Source organism: Terricaulis silvestris (genome assembly GCF_009792355.1).
Lineage (GTDB): Bacteria > Pseudomonadota > Alphaproteobacteria > Caulobacterales > Aquidulcibacteraceae > Vitreimonas > Vitreimonas silvestris.
The window spans coordinates 777756-792424 of sequence record NZ_CP047045.1 but is presented as its reverse complement, the minus strand read 5'-3'; the positions used below and the strand labels follow the sequence as shown (position 1 = coordinate 792424).

Annotated in this window: 21 protein-coding genes and 1 other RNA gene; 14 read left to right on the top strand and 8 right to left on the bottom strand. The window is 63.2% G+C overall.

The window, feature by feature from the left end; all coding sequences use genetic code 11:
• Positions 1-150 precede the first annotated feature (150 nt).
• The 3 genes from DSM104635_RS03735 to DSM104635_RS03725 are packed head-to-tail and all read left to right on the top strand — an operon-like array spanning position 151 to position 1638.
• Entirely contained in the window at positions 151-960 is an 810-nt protein-coding gene (locus DSM104635_RS03735; RefSeq protein WP_228445833.1) for an undecaprenyl-diphosphate phosphatase, read from the top strand.
• Positions 957-1175, top strand: coding sequence for an alkylphosphonate utilization protein (locus tag DSM104635_RS03730; RefSeq protein ID WP_187448166.1), 219 nt, complete (start codon positions 957-959; stop codon positions 1173-1175). The genes DSM104635_RS03735 and DSM104635_RS03730 overlap by 4 nt, the downstream gene beginning before the upstream one ends.
• 4 nt (positions 1176-1179) lie before the next feature.
• The gene (locus tag DSM104635_RS03725) at positions 1180-1638 is read left to right on the top strand and encodes a DUF488 domain-containing protein (protein ID WP_158764911.1); all 459 of its coding nucleotides are present in this window, start codon (positions 1180-1182) and stop codon (positions 1636-1638) included.
• On the opposite strand, the gene DSM104635_RS03720 is transcribed toward DSM104635_RS03725, so the two are convergent.
• Both DSM104635_RS03720 and DSM104635_RS03715 read right to left on the bottom strand, forming a co-directional pair.
• On the bottom strand, positions 1601-2290 hold the full coding sequence (locus DSM104635_RS03720) for a hypothetical protein (RefSeq protein ID WP_158764910.1): 690 nt from the start codon (positions 2288-2290) through the stop codon (positions 1601-1603). The two genes, DSM104635_RS03725 and DSM104635_RS03720, sit on opposite strands and share 38 nt — an antisense overlap.
• Positions 2287-3273, bottom strand: coding sequence for a complex I NDUFA9 subunit family protein (locus DSM104635_RS03715; protein WP_158764909.1), 987 nt, complete (start codon positions 3271-3273; stop codon positions 2287-2289). The genes DSM104635_RS03720 and DSM104635_RS03715 overlap by 4 nt, the downstream gene beginning before the upstream one ends.
• 223 nt (positions 3274-3496) lie before the next feature.
• Here DSM104635_RS03715 and DSM104635_RS20065 point away from each other — a divergent pair, with 223 nt between their 5' ends.
• Complete coding sequence (locus DSM104635_RS20065) at positions 3497-4072, top strand: hypothetical protein (protein ID WP_323368344.1); 576 nt, start codon at positions 3497-3499, stop codon at positions 4070-4072.
• A gap of 90 nt (positions 4073-4162) precedes the next feature.
• Positions 4163-4387, top strand: a complete 225-nt coding sequence (locus DSM104635_RS03705) for a hypothetical protein (RefSeq protein WP_158764908.1) — start codon at positions 4163-4165, stop codon at positions 4385-4387.
• Here DSM104635_RS03705 and DSM104635_RS03700 read toward each other — a convergent pair.
• Positions 4384-5130 (bottom strand): YebC/PmpR family DNA-binding transcriptional regulator, encoded by a 747-nt coding sequence (locus DSM104635_RS03700; protein WP_158764907.1) that lies wholly within the window; start codon positions 5128-5130, stop codon positions 4384-4386. The genes DSM104635_RS03705 and DSM104635_RS03700 overlap by 4 nt on opposite strands.
• Positions 5131-5178: 48 nt before the next feature.
• Positions 5179-5655 (bottom strand): cupin domain-containing protein, encoded by a 477-nt coding sequence (locus tag DSM104635_RS03695; RefSeq protein WP_158764906.1) that lies wholly within the window; start codon positions 5653-5655, stop codon positions 5179-5181.
• 127 nt (positions 5656-5782) lie between these two features.
• On the opposite strand from DSM104635_RS03695, the gene DSM104635_RS03690 reads away from it, so the two are divergent.
• Positions 5783-6250 (top strand): GNAT family N-acetyltransferase, encoded by a 468-nt coding sequence (locus DSM104635_RS03690; protein ID WP_158764905.1) that lies wholly within the window; start codon positions 5783-5785, stop codon positions 6248-6250.
• Positions 6251-6254: 4 nt separating this feature from the next.
• Here the strand turns inward: DSM104635_RS03690 and DSM104635_RS03685 are convergent, their stop codons facing one another.
• From DSM104635_RS03685 to zapA, 4 genes are all read right to left on the bottom strand, one after another.
• A complete protein-coding gene (locus DSM104635_RS03685; protein WP_158764904.1) occupies positions 6255-7367 on the bottom strand; it encodes a helix-turn-helix transcriptional regulator in 1113 nt (370 codons plus the stop codon).
• 105 nt (positions 7368-7472) lie between these two features.
• On the bottom strand, positions 7473-8063 hold the full coding sequence (locus tag DSM104635_RS03680; protein WP_158764903.1) for a 5-formyltetrahydrofolate cyclo-ligase: 591 nt from the start codon (positions 8061-8063) through the stop codon (positions 7473-7475).
• A 119-nt stretch (positions 8064-8182) separates the two neighbouring features.
• Positions 8183-8342, bottom strand: a non-coding RNA gene (gene ssrS, locus DSM104635_RS03675) — 6S RNA.
• 34 nt (positions 8343-8376) lie between these two features.
• Positions 8377-8706 carry a cell division protein ZapA gene (zapA, locus tag DSM104635_RS03670; RefSeq protein ID WP_158764902.1) on the bottom strand — a complete coding sequence of 110 codons (330 nt, stop codon included), beginning with the start codon at positions 8704-8706 and terminating at the stop codon, positions 8377-8379.
• A 231-nt stretch (positions 8707-8937) separates the two neighbouring features.
• Here zapA and gap point away from each other — a divergent pair, with 231 nt between their 5' ends.
• The 8 genes from gap to DSM104635_RS03630 all read left to right on the top strand — a co-directional run bounded on the left by gap (position 8938) and on the right by DSM104635_RS03630 (position 14659).
• On the top strand, positions 8938-9948 hold the full coding sequence (gap, locus tag DSM104635_RS03665) for a type I glyceraldehyde-3-phosphate dehydrogenase (protein ID WP_158764901.1): 1011 nt from the start codon (positions 8938-8940) through the stop codon (positions 9946-9948).
• A gap of 23 nt (positions 9949-9971) precedes the next feature.
• Entirely contained in the window at positions 9972-10931 is a 960-nt protein-coding gene (locus DSM104635_RS03660; protein WP_158764900.1) for a thermonuclease family protein, read from the top strand.
• Positions 10928-11209, top strand: coding sequence for a hypothetical protein (locus tag DSM104635_RS03655; protein WP_158764899.1), 282 nt, complete (start codon positions 10928-10930; stop codon positions 11207-11209). Before DSM104635_RS03660 ends, DSM104635_RS03655 begins: the two co-directional genes overlap by 4 nt.
• Positions 11210-11340: 131 nt before the next feature.
• Complete coding sequence (locus tag DSM104635_RS03650) at positions 11341-11544, top strand: hypothetical protein (protein WP_158764898.1); 204 nt, start codon at positions 11341-11343, stop codon at positions 11542-11544.
• Positions 11545-11547: 3 nt separating this feature from the next.
• On the top strand, positions 11548-12054 hold the full coding sequence (locus DSM104635_RS03645; RefSeq protein WP_228445832.1) for a DUF1993 domain-containing protein: 507 nt from the start codon (positions 11548-11550) through the stop codon (positions 12052-12054).
• A gap of 5 nt (positions 12055-12059) precedes the next feature.
• Complete coding sequence (locus tag DSM104635_RS03640; protein WP_158764897.1) at positions 12060-12332, top strand: hypothetical protein; 273 nt, start codon at positions 12060-12062, stop codon at positions 12330-12332.
• Positions 12329-13513 carry a phosphoglycerate kinase gene (locus DSM104635_RS03635; RefSeq protein ID WP_158764896.1) on the top strand — a complete coding sequence of 395 codons (1185 nt, stop codon included), beginning with the start codon at positions 12329-12331 and terminating at the stop codon, positions 13511-13513. Before DSM104635_RS03640 ends, DSM104635_RS03635 begins: the two co-directional genes overlap by 4 nt.
• A gap of 120 nt (positions 13514-13633) precedes the next feature.
• A complete protein-coding gene (locus tag DSM104635_RS03630; protein WP_158764895.1) occupies positions 13634-14659 on the top strand; it encodes a class I fructose-bisphosphate aldolase in 1026 nt (341 codons plus the stop codon).
• Positions 14660-14669: the final 10 nt, after the last annotated feature.

Here is a 14669-nt window from a genome sequence, read left to right as displayed (position 1 = left end):
GCGCAAAAGTGGGATAATATTCCCGTATGCCCGGATTCCCCAGGGTTTCAAGGGAAGACCTGCCTTAGCACAGCTAAAGCGCCGATTTGCCGCTTCCGTGGGCTGGCGACGCGCTTCAAGGTCCGGCCCGGCTCAAAACGGGGACGCTCTTTGGACTGGCTCGATCTCGGACGCGCGGCGCTGCTCGGCATCCTGCAGGGGCTGACGGAGTTTCTGCCGGTCTCCTCCACTGGGCACTTGTTGATCTTTGGACGCGCCATTGGTTACGACGATCCGGGCGGCGTGTTCACGGTGATGATCCAGCTGGGCTCGATCCTGGCGATCATGTGGCTCTATCGGCAGCGGATCTGGGACGTGACGACCGGGCTCTTCACCAAGCCCGACGCGCGACGCTTCGCGCTGATGCTGTTCTTTGCATTTCTGCCGGCGGCGTTCGTGGGGTTGCTCGCGAACTCGTACGTGCGCAATGAGCTCTATATCCGGCTCGACATTATCGCGTGGGCGCTAATCCTTGGCGGCTTCGCGATGTTGGCGCTGGAGAAGTGGCCGCCGAAAGTTGAAGTGACGGAAGCGGCCGAGACGCCGATCTGGCGCGCGATCGGTGTGGGTGTGTTTCAGACCTTGGCGCTGATCCCTGGCGTGTCGCGCTCTGGTGCGACCATCTTTGGCGGACTGGCGCTCGGCTTGGACCGGCGCGCGGCGGCGGAGTTTTCGTTCTTTCTCGCCATGCCGACCATGGTGGCGGCGTTCATCCTCGATTTCCTGACGGTGAAAGATCACATCACCGGCGACCGCGTCGCTGAGATCGCGGTGGGCTTTGTGTTCGCCTTTATCTCGGCGTGGCTGGTGGTGAAGCCGTTCCTCGCATTCGTCACGCGCGTGGGCTTTGGCCCGTTTGCGTGGTATCGCATCGTCTTCGGCGCCGTGATTTTGGGCGTCATTGCGTTGGGATGGCTATGAGCGAAGACACGAAAGACAGCAACGGCGCCGTGCTGAAGGACGGCGATACGGTGACGCTGATCAAGGACCTCAAGGTCAAGGGCACGTCATCGACGCTGAAGCGCGGAACCGTGGTGAAGAGCATCCGTCTGACCCACGATCCGGCGGAAGTCGAAGGCAAGGCCGGCAACATCAAGGGCCTCGTGCTGCGCGCGGAATTCCTGAAGAAGGCGTGACGCGATGGCGGCGGCGAAGATATGGACCATCGGTTATGAGAAAGTCGGCCAGGGCGATTTCGTCGCGGCGTTGAAGGCGGCGAAGATCAAGACGCTCGTTGATGTGCGCGAAGTCGCGAACTCGCGGCGTGCTGGGTTTTCGAAGAAGTCGCTGGCGGCGGCGCTGAATGAGGCGGGCATCGCCTACATTCACATGAAGCCGCTGGGTACGCCGAAGGCCGGACGCGAAGCGGCGCGCAAGGGCGACACCAAGACGATGACGCGCATCTTCGAAGCGAGGATGGTGGAGCCTGAAAGTCAGATGGCGCTTGCGGAGACGGCGGAGCTCGCCGGCAAAGGGCGCACCTGCATCATGTGCTTGGAGCACGATTGGCGCGATTGTCACCGCACCATCGTGGCGAAGCACTTGGCTAAGGATTTCGGGCTTAAGGCTGAGAACTTGTCGCCGACGCCGAAGGTTTGATCGCTTCCATCGCGGCCACCACGAGCAGTGCGATCCAGTAGAGTGCGAAAGTTGCGGCGAAGGCGCGCGGCGTGATGGCGTCCATGTAGGACAGCACCACGATCGGGAACGAGACGAACGCGATGGCGCCGAGGGCCCAGCGCTTCTTGGCGGACGTGACGCAGATCGTGGCAACGGCGACGCCGTTGAGCGCGAGCGCGCCGTATTTGAGCCAATGCCACGGCGCGATCGGGAGATGGGTTTCGGCGTTGGCGATGTCGGCGGTGAGCTGGAGTTGTTTCCAGGTTTCGATAGCGTCCCCTACCGCGCCGAGCAGCGCGAAGACGATCGCGATTTGAGTCGAGCGATTGCGCAAGCCGCCGAGCAGGATGGCGGCAGCGACGAGGAAGAGCGCGTAGGCGGGAATGAAGGCGTAGAGATCGAGCGTGTTGAGCGCGTCCATTGCGCTCATCTTGGCGGGATCGGCGGGAGCGCCGAACACGGCGGCGATGTCGCCGAGTGTTTCGGCGCGCTGGAAGACGCTGACGTTGGTGCTGATCTCGCTGGCGGAATAGACGGCGCGGACGGCGGGCTGCGAGCCAAGCGCTAGGAAAGCGCCGAGCGTGAGCACGCCGAGGAGCGCAGTGACGAGCGGAAGAGCGCGGGCGCTCAAGCGGGGTTTTGCCGTGTTTGGAATTGGCCGTAGGGGCGGAAGCGCCAGAGGTAGTCCGGGACGATGGCTTCGACGCTTTCGAGCTGCGTGATGCCGAGGTCTTGGATCGTAAGCGCGTTTGGGTCGGCGCCGACGACGTTGTCGCGCTTCAGGGTGATGACTTGGTCGCCGGTGAGTGGCGGCGCGATTGGGAGCACGGACGTGAGGCCGTTGATCAGCAGGCCGACGGGGTGCGCGATGAAAAACGGCAGCGGCAGGAGCGGCACGTCGCGTTGAATTTCCGTGCGGACGTAGCTCAGCAATTGCTTGAAGGTGTAGGTGCGCGGCCCGCCCAGTTCGTAGATGCGGCCGCGTGCAGAATCGTTGGCGATCGCGGCGCATACGCCGTCGGCGACATCGCCGACGAACACAGGCTGCAGTTTCGTTTTGCTGCCGGGCAGCGGAATGAAGCCGAGCGGCATGGCGGCAGCGGTTTGAATCATGCCGGCGAAGCGGTTGAAGAAATGATCTTCTGGGCCGAACACGATGGAAGGGCGCATGATCGTAGCCGTCGGCGCGGCTTCGAGCACGGCGCGTTCGCCGGCGTATTTGCTGCGCTGATACTTCGAGCCCTTAGGCGCCGCGCCGAGCGCGGAGAAGTGCACGATGCGCTTGATGCCGCGTTTGGCGGCGGCTTCGGCTATGGTGCGCGCGGCTTCGACGTGGAGATCGTTGAAGCTCTGCTTGCCGCGTTCGTAAAGGACGGCGACGAGGTTGACGACGGCGTCCGCATCTTCAAGCGCGGCATCGACCGATTCAGGAAAACGCACATTGGCCTGCACCAGTTGCACTTGGCCGACATCGCCCATCACGCGAAGTTCGTGGCCGAGATGCGGACGGCGCATCGCGATACGCACGCGGTAGCCGCGCTTCGCCAACGCGCGCACGATTTGCTTACCGATGAAACCGGAGCCGCCGAAAACGGTAACGAGATCGTCGCTCACTGAACCTCTCCATCAGCGTCAGTTCAGAGCGCGTGCGCGATAGTGATCGTCGGCGCTCGGAACAGTGTCTTTGTGTGTCGCTATACGCGTTTGACACAGATTGGCAACGGTTCGGGAACCGCGTTGGTCGCGACAGCTTGGCTCATGTTCCTGCGGAACGATGCTGGAGCGACTGGCTTGATAACCTTGAGGGCGACGCCCCGAAATTTGTGAGGAAGGTACGATGAAAAAGTTTTTGGCCATGGCCGTTGCGGTGAGCGCGCTCGCCGTCGCTGCCCCCGCCTCTGCCCAGCAATGGCAGAGCATCAATCAACGACAAGTCAACCTTGACCAACGCATCGACGTTGGCGTGCGAAACGGTTCGCTGACGCGCGCAGAAGCATCGCGCTTGCGTGACGAGTTTCGAGATCTGGCGCGTTTGGAAGCGCGCTATCGTTCGAGCTACGGGTTGTCGCAATCGGAGCGGCGCGATCTTGACCGCCGCTTCGACGCGCTCTCCGCGCGTATCCGCTACGAGCGTCATGACAATGACGACCGCGGCAACGGCGGCTGGGGTCAGATCAACCAGCGCGAGCGTGAAGTCGTGAACCGTCTCGAATACGGCATCCGCACGGGCCGCATCTCGCGCTATGAAGCCGTCCGCATTCGCGCGGAACTGAACGACTTCCATCGCGCCGAGGAACGCTATCGCCGCAACGGGTTGAACTTTGAAGAGCGCCGCGATCTGACGCGCATGCTCGATCGGCTCGACCGCATCGTTCAGGCGGAAATGAACGACCGCAACAGCCGCTTCGGGTAACCACCCATTACCGAAGCGTACAGGAGCCGCCGGTGGAAACATCGGCGGCTTCGCCTTGCCTGCGCCGCGATTCTGCGCGAACGCAGGAACGTGGCGCGCCAACAAACATTCCGCCTGCGCGAGGCGCCGGGACGCCCGGCGCCGGACGCGCGCGTGATTGATGCCGACTACAGCGAAGTCGGCAAGAAGCGGCGCTTCTTGCGCCGCGTGTGGAACGGCGTGCTGACCGTGATTGCAGTAGCGATGGTCGGGTTTCTAATCCCGCCAGTGATCGTCGTGGTGCAGGAAGCGGCTGACTATTTCGCGGGACGCTAAGCGCTCAAGCGCGCCAGTTCTTCGTCGCTGATGTCTTCGTTGGAATAGACGTCTTGGACGTCATCGAGATCGTCGAGCTGGTCGATCAGTTTCAACAGAGATTCCGCGCTGTCGCCTTCGATTGGGATGGCGATATCGGTGCGCCAGACGAACTTGGCGCTGGCGGCGTCGCCGAACTTTTTTGAGAGCTGTTGCGCTGCACCCGCGAGTGCGTTCATTTCGCAGACGACGACGTGGCTTTCGTCTTCGACGGCGCAATCGTCGCAGCCGGCTTCGATGGCGGCTTCGAGCATGGCGTCTTCGCTGCCGACCGAAAGTGGATAGCGGATTTCGCCCACCCTCTTCCACGCGTTAGAAACTGAGTTGGTTTCACCGAGATTGCCGCCGTGCTTGGTGAAAGCGGCGCGGACTTCACCGGCGGTGCGGTTCTTGTTGTCGGTGAGGCACTCGACGATGACGCCGATGCCGCCGGGGCCGAAGCCTTCGTAGCGGATTTCGTCGAGGCTCTCCGCGCCGGCGCCGCCGCCCTTGTCGACAGCGCGCTGGATGTTGTCTTTCGGCATGTTGATCGCGCGGCCTGACGCCATGGCGCGATAGAGCCGCGGGTTGGCGTTCGGGTCGGGGCCACCGAGCCTCACCGCAGCTTGGATTTCGCGCGCGATTTTCGTGAACGCCTGGGCGCGTTTCTTGTCCTGCCCGCCTTTGCGATGCTGGATGTTGGCGTATTTGCTATGACCGGCCATGGGGCGAGGCTTCTAGCGGGACCTCGCCCCTTTCTCAACCGGCCAAGGTCATTCCACGGAGCCTTCGAACAGGTTTGCGTCCACTGGACCCTCGAAAGCTATGAAAAGCGTGCAGCCGTCCGGACCGCGGCAGGTCGCGCTGTGCGGCGTTCCGGCCGGTCCGTAAGCGTAGCTGCCCGCAGCCAACGATGTCGGCGAGGCGCCCTGATAGTCGACGTCGAGATTGCCGCTGACCAGGATCATGCGCTCAGCAGAGCTGTGGCTGTGCGCGGGAATGGCGTAGCCGCCGGGCACGCGCAGGAAGATGTCGGCGTTCGGTTGCGCAGGGTTGCCGTGGAGAACGGCGATCTCGCAGCCTGCGGGGAACACCGGAGGGCATGGGCCCCACTGCAGATCAGCGTCAGCGGCGGTGCGCGCCAGAGCAATTTCCGGTGTCGCCGGCGCCTCGGGCGCTTCGGCGGCAGGCGAACAGGCGCAGACGATTGAGACGGCGAGCGCCGCTAGCAATGTGTGTTTTTGGATCATTGAAATGCCCTCCAATCCCGCCGCCACGAACGCGTTCTAGCATTGGGAGAGGTGCGCGGTAAGGAGTGATCAGGCCTTCTCGCGCACGCGAAGATCGCCAAGTATGGAGCAATAGCGGGAGCAGACCATGAGCGGCGTTGTAGTGCGGGCGTTTCGCGCGGGAGACGAAGCGGCGTTCAAGGCGCTCAATGTGGAGTGGATCCAGCACTTCTTCGCGTTGGAGCCGAAGGACATCGAGGCGCTGGATAACCCGCAGCGCATTCTGGCGGACGGCGCGATCGCGATGGCAGAGCTGGATGGCGAGGTCGTTGGTACCTGCGCGCTGATCAAGCGGGCAGAACCGGGCGTGTGGGAAATCGCCAAGATGGGCGTGACGACGCAACTCCGCGGCGGCGGGATTGGGTCTGCGATCATGGCGTACCTGATCGCGGTAGCGCCCGCACTTGGCGCGAAGCAGCTCTACATCGAAACGAATTCAGCGCTTGGGCCAGCAATCCGTGTGTATGAAAAATTTGGTTTCCGGCATCTGGGCGAAGGTGAGCATCCGGTGACGCCCTACGTGCGCGCGGATGTGTTCATGATGCGTGACGTTTAGCGCCTTAGCGGAGGCGATGCACCAGGGCGACGAGTTCGGCCTGGGTGCGCACGCCGGTTTTCAGATAGATGCGCTTCATTTGCGTGCGCACGGTAAAGGCGCTGGTTTCGCGCTCGGCGGCGACGCCCTCAATGGTGTTTCCATCGGCGACGCCAGCGGCGACGTCCGTTTCTGCCTGTGTCAGGCCGAAGAGAGTCTGCATTCGCCGCTTGGCCGCCTCGCCAACTGGTATCTGCGCCAACGCGAACACGGCGCAACGCGCCTTGGAGGCGAGCGAGGCCATCGCGTCCGCGGCGACGGGCGTGACAACGAGAACCAGGCTGACTCCGTCTGACGTGCGCAACGCAAGCTCCGAGCTGGTGCGGAACGTACGCGACCACGGCTTGCCGATCGCGCGCGTCAGCGCATTGCGAAACGGCATTTGCATGCGGTGATCGTTCGGCGCGAGACGACCTTCAGGTGAGATCGTGACGCCCTTGCCCGCCGCGGACAATTTCTTCGCCGCATCGGTCATGCCCACGACGCAGCCTTCGCGATCGAGATAAAACACTGCCGCGCGTAAAGCGTGGCCGCCGGTAGCGTCCTCCGGCACCGATTGCGGCTCGCCGTCGAGCAAAGCGCCCAGCGCTCTGCGCAAATGCGGCAACAGCGCTCGCATTTTTTCGATGTCGGCGGCGTGGAACGGCGCTGACGATCCGCGACGGAAGAGCGAGAGGATGACTGGACGGCGGTTGTCGTCTGCGGTGCGGATCACGGTGATGATGCCGCTGGTGATGTTGAGGGGCACAATTACGCGCTGCCAGTACTGGTTTGTCGCCTGCTCGTCCGGCGGCATCAGATCGTCGAACATGTAGCTGTCGGGCAGATTCGCGCGCGCAAGCGCGCGCAGTGTGAACTCGGGATAGAGCAGCAGCGGTTCGCCGGCGACGGGGGTCAGATCGAACTTGTAGCCGATCAGCGGAACGGGCTCGCAGCCGGGCAGCGCGGGTGACGAGAGTAGGCCCATGTCGGCGCTCAGCCATTCGGCGATGCGGTCGACCAAACGCTGCCAAGCTTCGGGAGCGAGTATCGCGCCGTAAATCTCGTCGATAATTGCGGATACGTTCGCGTCGCTCATCCGATGCGTTTGCCGCCCTTGCCCGTTGGGCGCGCAGGAATAGCGAACGGGCGTGGGTTTGCAAATCAAGCCGCTCAGCACGGGAGCGGTTATTACAGTTGGGTTTTAGCGCCGGCCGCGCAGATCTTCGCCGCGCGCGCACTTGATGGCTTCTTTCGGCGTGATCACCCAATCCAGATGCGCATCGTGTTGGCCAGTGGGGACGACGCCCATTTCTTGTTCGGCATACGCGAGGCCGGCGGCGATGACGCCGTGGGCGCGGTAGAGCGAGATGATGCGGTCATAGTGGCCACCGCCCTGCCCGAGGCGCCGGCCGGTGCGGTCGAACGCAAGGAGCGGCACGAGGATGAGGCGCGGGGCGAGATCGGCGCCGGTGGCGGGCGGCGATGGCACGCCGAATGCGTCGGCGGTGAGCGGCTCGCCGATCCACGCCATGAAACGCGCGGGACCGGCGCGGGATTCCATGCGCGGCAGCGCGATGGTGCGCCCAGCTTTGGCGAGCGCCGCGAGCAAGGGACGGCCGTCGATCTCACCGCCGACAGGCCAGTAGCCGGCGACGGGCGAAAGCTTTGCGAGTTCGAGCGGGAAGTGTTCGATGAGCCTGAGCGGCGCGTCTCCGGGTTCCACGGATTGGCGCTCCTTGCGCATCAGCATGCGCGCGTCAGCTTTTTGGGATTCGAGATCGGTGGGCGTCATGGCGCCAGCGCTTGCAAGTTGGAGCGCGCGCCTCCCGGCGCGCCTACGCCGGCCGCCGCTTGCGGGAGTGCGGGCCAGGAGGCCCGCGCTCCAACTTGGCCGTCAGCGGAAAATGGTTGGGCGGTACCACATGCGCCGGAAGGAATGCTCATCCTCTCGAACCCTAACAAGTTAGGTGGGCGCCAGGTATTCCGGACCAGGGTCCGGTACAGAGCCAGCTCCCGAGAGAGATGATACGGTCCCTGGGATGAAAGCGCCTCTCGAACGCCGCAGAAACCGCCCGCGTCGAATCTAGGCGCGCTTGGCCTCAGTCTCAAGCGGCGCCTTCTGCAACGCGACGCAAAGACCCGACGCGGCCACGATCGGCGCTGTCGGGCGCGCCGCCGGCGTCGAGCTGGGCTTCGACAACCATGTCGGTCAGGCGCTCGATCTCGCAGCGGGCGCGGGCGAGTGCGGCGTGGACGGCTTGGGTCTCGTCCATGAGCGCAAGCGCGGTGAAGGCAAGGCGTTGCGCGGCGCCCTGCTCGGTTCCTGTGGCGAGGCGCTCGTTGAGGGCGCGGGCCAAGTCTTCGAGGCGGCGGCTTTCGGCTTCTGAGCACTCCAAGGTGATCTCATGGCCGAGGATGTTCAGGGTGGCTTGCATCAGCGCAGGGCCTCCAGGGACGAGTGTTCAATTTCGATCAAATCGAGCGCCGCGCCCAGCGGACGCGCTTTTTGCGCCGCTTCGCGAACCTCGGTGAGGGAATCGCTCGCCATTGCGACGAATTGTTACGGCAGAGTTCGATTCGGTGAAAGCAGCCGTGCGTTTCCGCGCCTGGACGCGCGCGCGCGCGAGGGGTAATCCACCGGCAAATTGTTAGCCTGGGAGCAGATTATGAGCGTGAAGGTCGCGATCAACGGTTTTGGACGGATCGGCCGGAACGTTCTGCGGGCGATTTATGAATCCGGCCGCACCGACATCGAAGTCGTCGCGATTAACGATCTCGGGCCGGTTGAGACCAACGCGCATCTGCTCCGCTACGACAGCGTCCACGGCCGTTTCCCGGGCGAAGTGAAAGCCGGCGAAGACTGGATCGATATCGGCCGCGGCAAGATCAAGGTCACCGCGATTAAGAACCCGGCCGAGCTGCCGCATAAGGATCTGGGCGTCGCTATCGCGCTCGAGTGCACGGGCATCTTCACCGCGCGCGACAAGGCGGCGCTTCACCTCGAAGGTGGCGCCAAGCGTGTGATCGTCTCGGCGCCGGCGGACGGCGCGGACTACACGGTGGTGTACGGCGTGAACCATCAAGGGCTGACGAAAGATCACCTCGTGATCTCGAACGCCTCGTGCACCACGAACTGCCTGGCGCCGGTGGTGAAGGTTCTGCACGACGCGATCGGCATCGATCACGGCATGATGACGACGATCCACTCCTACACCGGCGACCAGCCGACGCTGGATACGCTGCACAAGGATCTCTACCGCGGCCGCGCCGCGGCGCTGAACATGATCCCGACCAGCACTGGCGCCGCGAAAGCGATCGGCCTGGTGATCCCCGATCTGAAGGGCAAGCTCGACGGCATCTCGATCCGCGTGCCGACGCCGAACGTCTCGGTCGTGGACTTCAAGTTCGTGGCCAAGCGCGCGACATCGAAGGACGAGATCAACGGCGCGATCAAGGCGGCAGCGTCGGAGGGTGCGCTGAAGGACATCCTCGGCTTTACCAATGCGCCGAACGTCTCGATGGACTTCAACCACGATCCACGCTCGTCGATCTTCCACATGGATCAAACCAAGGTGATGGAAGGCAAGTTCTGCTCGGTGTTGAGCTGGTACGACAACGAGTGGGGCTTCTCGAACCGCATGGCGGATACCGCTGTGGCGATGGCGAAGCTGATCTAATCATGTGAGCGCTGGGGGCCGTCATGGAGTTGGCGTTTGCACTACTCGTGGCGGCACTGGCGGTGTTCTGGATCAGCACGCGACAGATCAAACAGCCGTGGCGGTTGTTGATTTGGGTTTCGGGCGTTGCGCTGCTAGTGGCCGCAACGATTCTTGTCTTCCGACAGAATGATCATGTTGGCCTATTCCGGGCGATAGGAAATTTGTGGGAGAGCCGAGACAGCCCGTCGTCGGGGATCCTGGTGCAAGCGTTTCGGCGCAATGTCGGAGGCGTGGCTCAGTTCGTTCCGCAATTGATGGACGTTTTTCTTGCGGCCGGCGCTGTTCTCGCAGCAGCAGCCTTCGCTGCCTTTACTCCCGGAGAGCGCACTGAAAGGTTGGTGCGGCCACTCATTCTGGGAACTCTTGCCTTCATGCTTGGCGGTGTGGTCTCGCTGTCAGTGGTTGCGATCGGCTTCGGAGGCTACGTGAAACCGAGAACCCATCTTGGCTACGTTAGTGATGCAAACGTCCATGACGGAGACTCTTTCTATATCGGAGAAATCCCAATGCGGCTGTGGGGCGCCGACGCGCCCGAAAGCGATCAGGAATGTTCGAACGGGACTGATTGCGGAGAACTCGCTCGAACCCACCTTGTTGAACTAATGGACGGAGCGCTGATTCAGTGCGACCAAAGGCTTTCACAACGCACGCAAAGGCCAAGAGATTCATTTGGCCGCGCGCTTGTCCAGTGTTGGGCCTGGCGAGAGAGAGAGCCACGAGTCGACCTGGCCGAACAAATGATCCGCGAGGGCTATGCAATTCAGTATGAGGGGCGCGACTACGGCTACTCTGACGCCGAAGCGGATGGAGGCTCCCGGAACTTAATGTTGACGTGTACTTTGCGCCCTGATCGTTGGCGCAACGACGATGAGGCTCGGCTGCTCTTCGAGGCGACTCGCACTGTCCAAGAAGGCGTTCGCACAATGGGCGCGTGCCCTTGATACGCCTTCCCCATCTCTCCCCGACCGCGAAAGGCCAGCTGTGGGGGCTGCTGGTGGGCGGCTCGACAGCGTTTTATATGACGTCGAAGCTTGACCTGAGCTTGGGGCTTTTTGCGATCGGCAGCGCCGCAGCTTGGGCCGCGGGCGAAGCTTGGTTTGGCAAGCGGTTGACCTTCGCGTCGGACGCGAAAGCTCTGACGTTGGCGGTAGCCAGTGGCTTGGCGTTTCCGTGGATTGGGTTCGCATTCGCGGCGCTGATGCAGATGATGCGGAATTAACTCCCCGCTTGGGTGAGAGGCGCAGCGTTAATGGCGCCGAGCTTTCACGATGCGGCCATGGGACGACGCCGCGCCTCCTACTCGTTCACAGTCGCAGCGTCAGAGATTGCGTTCGCGCTCGCAGCATTTGCGTGCGGACTTATGACGCGCCGGTGTGGCTTACAGCGCTGGCGGCGGTTGGGATGTTGGCCTATTGGAGCTGGACGCGACGCGTGCTGCTCAACCGCATGCGCGGCGCGGTGTGGGCGACAGCGACCATCATGGGCGTTGTCACCATCATCTCCATCATAGCCGGCGCCTATTGGCTCGGCCTCGTCTCCGGGGGACTGATCTAAGTCATGACCAAGCTTTCGATGCACGCGATCAGCGCGCCCATCTTCGTGCGCATGCTGAACAATTTGTCTTCGATTTTGAGCAAGGCCGAGCAACAAGCGAAGGTGAAGGGCTACGATCCGAGCGTACTGCTGAACAGCCGTCTGGCGCCGGACATGTTCACGCTGACGCGACAGGTGCAGTCCGCGGCGGATCAAGCGAAGGGCTGCGTCGCGCGCCTCGCGGGGCATACGCCCGAGGTGATCGAAGACACCGAGACGACGTTCGCCGAGCTGCATGCGCGGATCAAGAAGGTGATCGGCATTGTCGAGAGCTACAAGCCCGAGCAGTTCGAGGGCGCCGAGGCGCGCGAGATCGTGATCAAGATTCCGAATGCGGACCTGAAGTTCAGCGGCGTCGACTACGTGACGGGCTGGGTGATGCCGAACTTCTACTTCCACCTCACCACCGCGTACGCGATCCTCCGCCATAACGGGATTGAACTGGGCAAGCGCGACTTCCTGATGGCGTAAGCGCGATGGCGGCGCGCAAGCCTAACCTCGCGGCGGCGGGCGCGGACTTTGGGTTCGCGGTGCTGGCGCTTGTGTTGGGTTGGTCGGGCGCGCCGCTCGCGGGCTTTGCGCTGTGTTTGCTGGCGGCGATGGCGGCTTGGGCTTGGCTACGCTGGCCGGCGTTATCGGCGATGGCGCTTTCGACGCGGCTGACGAACACGGCGCTGGCGTTGCTGATGATCGGCGCGGTATTGGGCGTGGCGTATTGGCTGGGCCTGGCGCTTGGAGGACACAATTGAGCTTTCGCAGGATCGAAGACGCGCCATCGGGTCAGACAGCGCTGGTGCGTGTGGATTTCAACGTGCCGATGGCGGACGGGCGCGTCAGCGACGACACACGGCTGCGGGCGGCGTTGCCGACGATACAGGCGCTGACGGCAAAAGGCTGCAAGGTGGCGCTGCTAGCGCACTTCGATCGGCCGAAGGGCAAGCGCGTGCCGGAGATGTCGCTGGCGCCGTTGGCTGAGCCGCTGGCGAAACTGCTTCGTGCGCAGGTGGCGTTCGCGGACGATTGCGTGGGTGACGCGGCGAAGGCCGCAATCAGCGCCCTGCCCGCGGGCAGCGCAATCCTGTTGGAGAACACACGCTTTCATGCCGGCGAAGAGACGAATGATCCGGAGCTGGCCAAGCAGATCGCGGCGCTGGGCGATTTCTATGTGAATGACGCGTTCTCCGCTGCGCACCGCGCGCATGCGAGCACTGAAGGCATAGCGCGCGTTTTGCCGGCTTATGCGGGTAAGCAGATGGAGCGCGAGCTGGATGCGCTGGAGGCGGCGTTGGGTTCGCCGAAGCGGCCGGTGCTGGGAATCGTCGGCGGCGCGAAGGTGTCGACGAAATTGGAGCTGCTGCGGAACTTGATCGCGAAGCTGGACAAGTTGGCGATCGGCGGCGGGATGGCGAACACGTTCCTCTATGCGCAAGGCGTTGAGATTGGCGGCTCGTTGGCCGAGAAAGACATGGCCGACACGGCGCGCGAGATCATGGCGGCGGCGAAGGGCAAGTGCGAGTTGCTGTTACCGGTCGATGTCGTGGTGGCAAAAGAAGTGAAGCCGCACGCGGAAGCGCGGATGTGCGGTTTGGATGAGATTCAGGCAGATGAGAAGATTCTCGATGCCGGCGAGAAGACAGTGCGGCATCTGCGCGAGGCGATGAAGCATTCGCACACGTTGATCTGGAACGGACCGCTCGGGGTGTTCGAAGTGCCGCCGTTCGACCAGGCGACGGTGATCGCGGCGCAGGTCGCCGCGGAGCTGGCAAAGGACGGCAAGCTGATCGCCGTGGCGGGCGGCGGCGATACGGTCGCAGCGCTGAATCATGCCGGCGTTGCGGCAGATTTCACGTTCGTGAGCACGGCTGGCGGGGCGTTCCTGGAATGGATGGAAGGCAAGCCGCTGCCGGGCGTCGAGGCGCTGAAGCGCTAGAAGCCGCCGCCGCATAGGCGCTTTGCTGCGATACTTTTCCCCATACCCCTGCCCAGCGTGGCGTTTTTTGGAGGGGTGGGTTAGACACCCGCCATCCAATCAGACATGGGGCGCGGAAACGTGAATCTCGAAGCATTGAACAAGGTCGCGGACGCGATGGTGCAGCCGGGTAAGGGCATCCTGGCGGCGGACGAAAGCACGGGCACGATCGCTAAGCGCTTCGATGGGATTGGGGTCGAGAACACCGAAGAAAACCGCCGCGACTATCGCGAGCTGATGTTCCGGGCCAAGGACGCGATGACCTACGTCTCCGGCGTCATCCTGTATGACGAGACGATCTGGCAGAAGGCGAAAGACGGCACGCCGCTGGTGAAGCTGATCGCCGATGCGGGCTCCATTCCTGGCATCAAGGTCGACGAAGGCACGCGGCCGCTCAATGGCGCGCGCGGCGATTTGGTGACGACCGGTCTCGATGGGCTCCCGAAGCGGCTTGAGGCTTACTACAAGCAAGGCGCGCGTTTTGCGAAATGGCGCGCGGTGATTGATCCGACGGGCGGGCGCCCCTCTTACGCAGGTCTCGTCGCCAACGCGCACGCGCTCGCGCGCTACGCCAATCTCTGCCAGGAGTTCGACATCGTGCCGATCGTCGAGCCAGAAGTGCTGATGGATGGCGATAACGACATCGACCAGACCTACGCGGTGACGGAGTGGGTGCTGAAGGAGACGTTCCAGCAGCTTTACTATCTGAACGTCGCGCTCGAAGGCATCGTGCTGAAGCCGAACATGATCGTGCCTGGCAAGAAGGCGGCGAAGCAGGCTTCGGTCGATGAAGTCGCACAGATGACCATCAAGTGCCTGAAAGCGTGCGTGCCGGCGGCGGTGCCGGGGATCGCGTACCTTTCTGGCGGACAAACCGATGAACTCGCCACGGCGCACCTTTCGCGCATGAACGAGATTGGCGGCTTCCCATGGCAGATGACGTTCTCCTACGGCCGCGCGCTGCAAGCGGCGCCGCAGAAAGCCTGGAGCGGCAAGGACGACAATGTCGGCGCCGCGCAGGCCGCGTTCCTGCATCGCGCGCAGATGAACGGGCTCGCCAGCCAGGGCAAATGGAACGAAGTGCTGGAGCGCCAGCACGCTGCGTAACGCGGGTAGC